The sequence below is a fragment of the Erythrobacter sp. NE805 genome, from assembly GCF_046452355.1.
Lineage (GTDB): Bacteria > Pseudomonadota > Alphaproteobacteria > Sphingomonadales > Sphingomonadaceae > Erythrobacter.
In genome coordinates this window covers 1-3,622 of sequence record NZ_JBKFDI010000010.1, presented here as the reverse complement: position 1 = coordinate 3,622, position 3,622 = coordinate 1, and the positions used below count along the sequence as shown (strand labels likewise).

4 protein-coding genes are annotated in these 3,622 nt (G+C 68.4%); all 4 read right to left on the bottom strand.

The annotated features are described in order from the left end of the window. Positions 1 to 821 (bottom strand): AAA family ATPase (locus tag ACLBKU_RS17570; RefSeq protein ID WP_410180870.1); only part of this gene is annotated, 821 nt, incomplete at its 3' end. A 70-nt stretch (positions 822 to 891) separates the two neighbouring features. Beyond that, a complete protein-coding gene (locus ACLBKU_RS17565) occupies positions 892 to 2,877 on the bottom strand; it encodes a transposase domain-containing protein (protein ID WP_410180869.1) in 1,986 nt (661 codons plus the stop codon). Then, on the bottom strand, positions 2,877 to 3,341 hold the full coding sequence (locus ACLBKU_RS17560) for a hypothetical protein (protein WP_410180868.1): 465 nt from the start codon (positions 3,339 to 3,341) through the stop codon (positions 2,877 to 2,879). The genes ACLBKU_RS17565 and ACLBKU_RS17560 overlap by 1 nt, the downstream gene beginning before the upstream one ends. Next, a partial coding sequence (locus ACLBKU_RS17555) for a hypothetical protein (protein ID WP_410180867.1) occupies positions 3,341 to 3,622 on the bottom strand: 282 nt, incomplete at its 5' end. The genes ACLBKU_RS17560 and ACLBKU_RS17555, both read right to left, overlap by 1 nt.

Sequence of the window (3,622 nt, the reverse complement as noted above, 5' to 3'; positions counted from 1 at the left end):
ATGTTCCACGCCGCGGCGAGCGCCTCGGCATCGCCGGTCACCGCGCGCTGGCGGACGAGGCGCAGGCCAATTCGGCTGAAGAGCTGCGCGAAGTCGGCCGCGCGGCTGACCCCGTCGATCGACTGCTGCACCCGCTCATTGCCCATCAGGACGAGCCCGGCGCCGGTCGCATCATAGATGCTGCGCAGCTCGTCGAGCGCCTTGATCGACAGGTGCTGCGCCTCGTCGATCAGCAGGACCGGGTTCTTGGGGCCCTTCAGCTTCTCGATGATCATCTCGGTCAGCGCCGCGGGCGAGCCGATCACGTGCTTCTCGCCAAGCGCGCGAAGCACCTTCTGCTGCATCGGCATGATCCCGCTGGTCGACGGGGTCATCGTGGCCATGTAGCTGCCGATGTTGTCCTTCAGGAACTGCTCGGCCGTCGTCGACTTGCCGAGGCCGGCGCCGGTGACGATCAGCACCAGGCGCCCGCGCTGGGCCCAGTGCAGGTAGTGCATGATCGCCTTGCTGGTCGGCGTCTCGAAGTAGCCCGGCTTCTCGGGCAGGTCGGCCGCGATCTCGGACTGCGCCGTCAGCGTGTGCCGATAGGTGGCGATGATGTCGGCGTACTTCTTCCGGTTGCCGGCATAGCCCTTGCCGAGCAGGTTGCTCACCGTCCCGTGCGGGATGCCGGTCCAGTTGGCGATGTCGGCGAAGCTCGCGCCCATGCCCTCCTTGTGGGCCTTCAGCCACGCGATCTGCTCTTCGATGAACCGCTCCTCGGGCGTGAGCGATGCCTGCTCGATCGCCGCGCTGAGGGTTTCCTGTGCCTGACTTGCCATGTATGTTCCTCCAGTTCCGTTGTTGGGACGATGCGCGGGGGTGATTGGAACGGCCCCGCGCATCACTTGCTCACTCGACCAGCCTGAGGTTGAAGCTCCCCAGGGCGGCGATGATCTCTTCTTCAGCTTCGTTCGGGACGGCCGCGGCCGGCTGCGGCTTCAGCGCGGCCGAGCCGACGGTCGCGAGGTGGCGCTGTGGGCGAATGACGCTGGCTTCGGGGCGCGGCGGCGCCTCAAGCGGGATCTGCGCGGCGGCGATCTCGGCCGCATCGAGCGTGCGCTCGGCCTCAAGCGCGGCGCGGACGGCGCGGCGGGCCTCCTTGCGGCGAGCGCCGGCCTCGATCGCACCGGCCTGCTCGCGGAAGCCGTAGTCCTCCAGCAGCTCGGCCTGGGCGAGGTAGTGGCCCGCCTTGTCGTAGACATGGACCTCGCGGTGCAGGTTCCACGGGTCGAAGCGGACGGTAACCGGCGCCCCCAGATGATCGATGAAGACCGGCGAGTAGTAGCGGTTGCCGAACAGCCTGATCTCGCCTGTGCGGCTGTCGAGCCGGGTCCGCTCGGCCTGGAGCAGCGCCATGCGGAGATGGACCTCGTTGGCCTTGCGGATGCTGGAGACGGCGTAGCTCTCGGCGAAGGTGACATCGCGGCTCCGGCCCTTGCAGGCACCGCCGTTGCTCTTGCGGGCATTGTGGGCGGCGACCCCGCGCGCGACGATCTGTTCGAACTCAGCCCACGGCACGGCGCGCTGGCCGTAGTTCGCGGGCTTGTTGGTCGGGCTGTTGCCGGCATAGGCGCCCGCGCAGGCGGCGCTGCGGCTGATGCGGTCGGCGAACTCGCGCCAGGCGCGCTCGATCGGCTTGGATTTGCCGCTGTAGATCTGGGTAAAGCGCACCTCGATCCCGAGCGAGACGAGCAGACCTGCAGGCTCCTCGGCATCGACCTTGTAGCGGTACCGGGTGGCCGCGCCTGCGGTGAGCGCCTTCGAGGCGAAGGTACGGCTGTTGTCGAGGTAGCAGACCTCAGGGATGCCGAACTCGCGCAGCATCTGCGCGAAGGCCATCCGGGTCGAGAGGACGTTTTCCGACAGGTCGATGTGCCAGCCAAGGATCTTGCGGCTGTAGACGTCCTGGACGCCGACCAGCACTGGGCGCACCCATTTCTTCGCGTCACCGGGATGGTCGGGATGCTCGACGAAGACGTCGAAGGTGTGGCCATCGACGTTGACGATGTGCATCGCGTGCAGCCCTTCGACCGAGCGTCGCGCTTCCGGAACATGCCGCTCGAACTGCTTTTCGCCCTTGCGCGCCATGATCTGGACCGAGCGGGGAACCTCGGCCTTCAGCCGGCGGAGCAGGGTGCGCGGATGCGGCAGGGTGAGGCCGCGCTCCCTAGCGATGCGCTCGGCCTCCTCGTAGCACGCGGCGAAGGGCGGCTCCTCCGGGCGCAGCCAGTCGCTCTTGATGATCTCCCACAGACCGGGATCGATCTCGGCCTTCTTGCCGCCGCCCTTCCGGGCCGAGGCAAGCGCCGGCAGCCAGTCGGCGCGATCGATGCCGCGGACATCTTTGAGCCAGTCGTAGATGGTGGAGGAGCCGACATCATGCGCGGCTGAGGCCCGCGCGACCGCGGCCGTGACGGTCGCTCCCGCGGCGCAGTGCAGGTTGACCTCGGCCACAATCGCCAGGCGTCGCTGCGCCTCGGCCTTCACGCTTGCCTTTTGTGCATCGAACCACGCCCAAGCGGCGGCGCTGGTGGTTGGCTCGGCCTTGGGCTGGGCGCAGGCATAACCGCGGCGGGCGAGGTCCGCCTGCGCCTCCGCCGGCAGAAGGGTGAAGTGGTACTCGTTGCCCCCGCCGCGGCCCTGCCGGGCGCGCACGAGCGGCTTGCCCTCGGCGCTGAGGCGCGAGCCCCAGCGCTCGTTCTGGGCGCGCCGGTTGATCGAGCGCTTGTCGCCCGGCAGCCCGGCGAGGTCGAGCGCTGCGAGCGTCTCGGCCGTGAACCACGCCTGCGAAAGGTCGGCCTGCTGGGCAATAGAAAGTGCAGCGCCGGGCGCCATCAAGTGTTCCCCCTCCGGTGTTCGTGAATCGGCCGAGCGCGGCCCTCCAACTCGCGGATCTCGCGCTTGTCCTGCTCGATGCGCTGGCGCAGCTGCCCGATCCGGGCGATCTCGGTCTCCGCACCGATCAGCAGGGACACGCCCAGCTCGCCCATGACGTCGCGCAGCAGATCCTGCCGCGAAGTGACGAGCACCAGCGCCGCGAGGCGCGAGAAGGGCACGCGGTGATCGTCGCGCGCGGGGCTCGAGTAGGCATCGAGCATCGACTTGGAGACATCCTCGTCGAGCAGCTCGCTCATTGCCGCGGCGATGACGTACCGGCTCCGCGTATCGCTCGCGAGAATCGTGCCGACGAGGCGATTCACCTTGCGCTCGAAACCCGCGAGCGCGCCTTCACCGCGCGCCGGGACAGGCACGTTCCAGTCGAAGCCGAGCTGGTTGGGATGAGGCTTAGCCTTGGGCATCAGATCAGCCCCGCCTTGCGGAGATCTTCCGCCATCAGAGGGTCCATGCCCCAGCACTGCTCGGTCTCGCCGCTCAGCAACTTGCGGATGTTCTCGAAAGCGCGATTGGCCCAGCGTCCGGCGATCTCCGCACGCTCCTGGTCGCCCTTGCGATCGAAGCGATTGGCACGCGCGCGCCACGTCGAGGCGAGGATTCGCATGTCCTTCGGGGCGCGCCGCCAGCACTTGCCGCAGATGATGGTCCAACCCGGCTCGACCTTGGTCGTGCCGCGCTTGCAGCC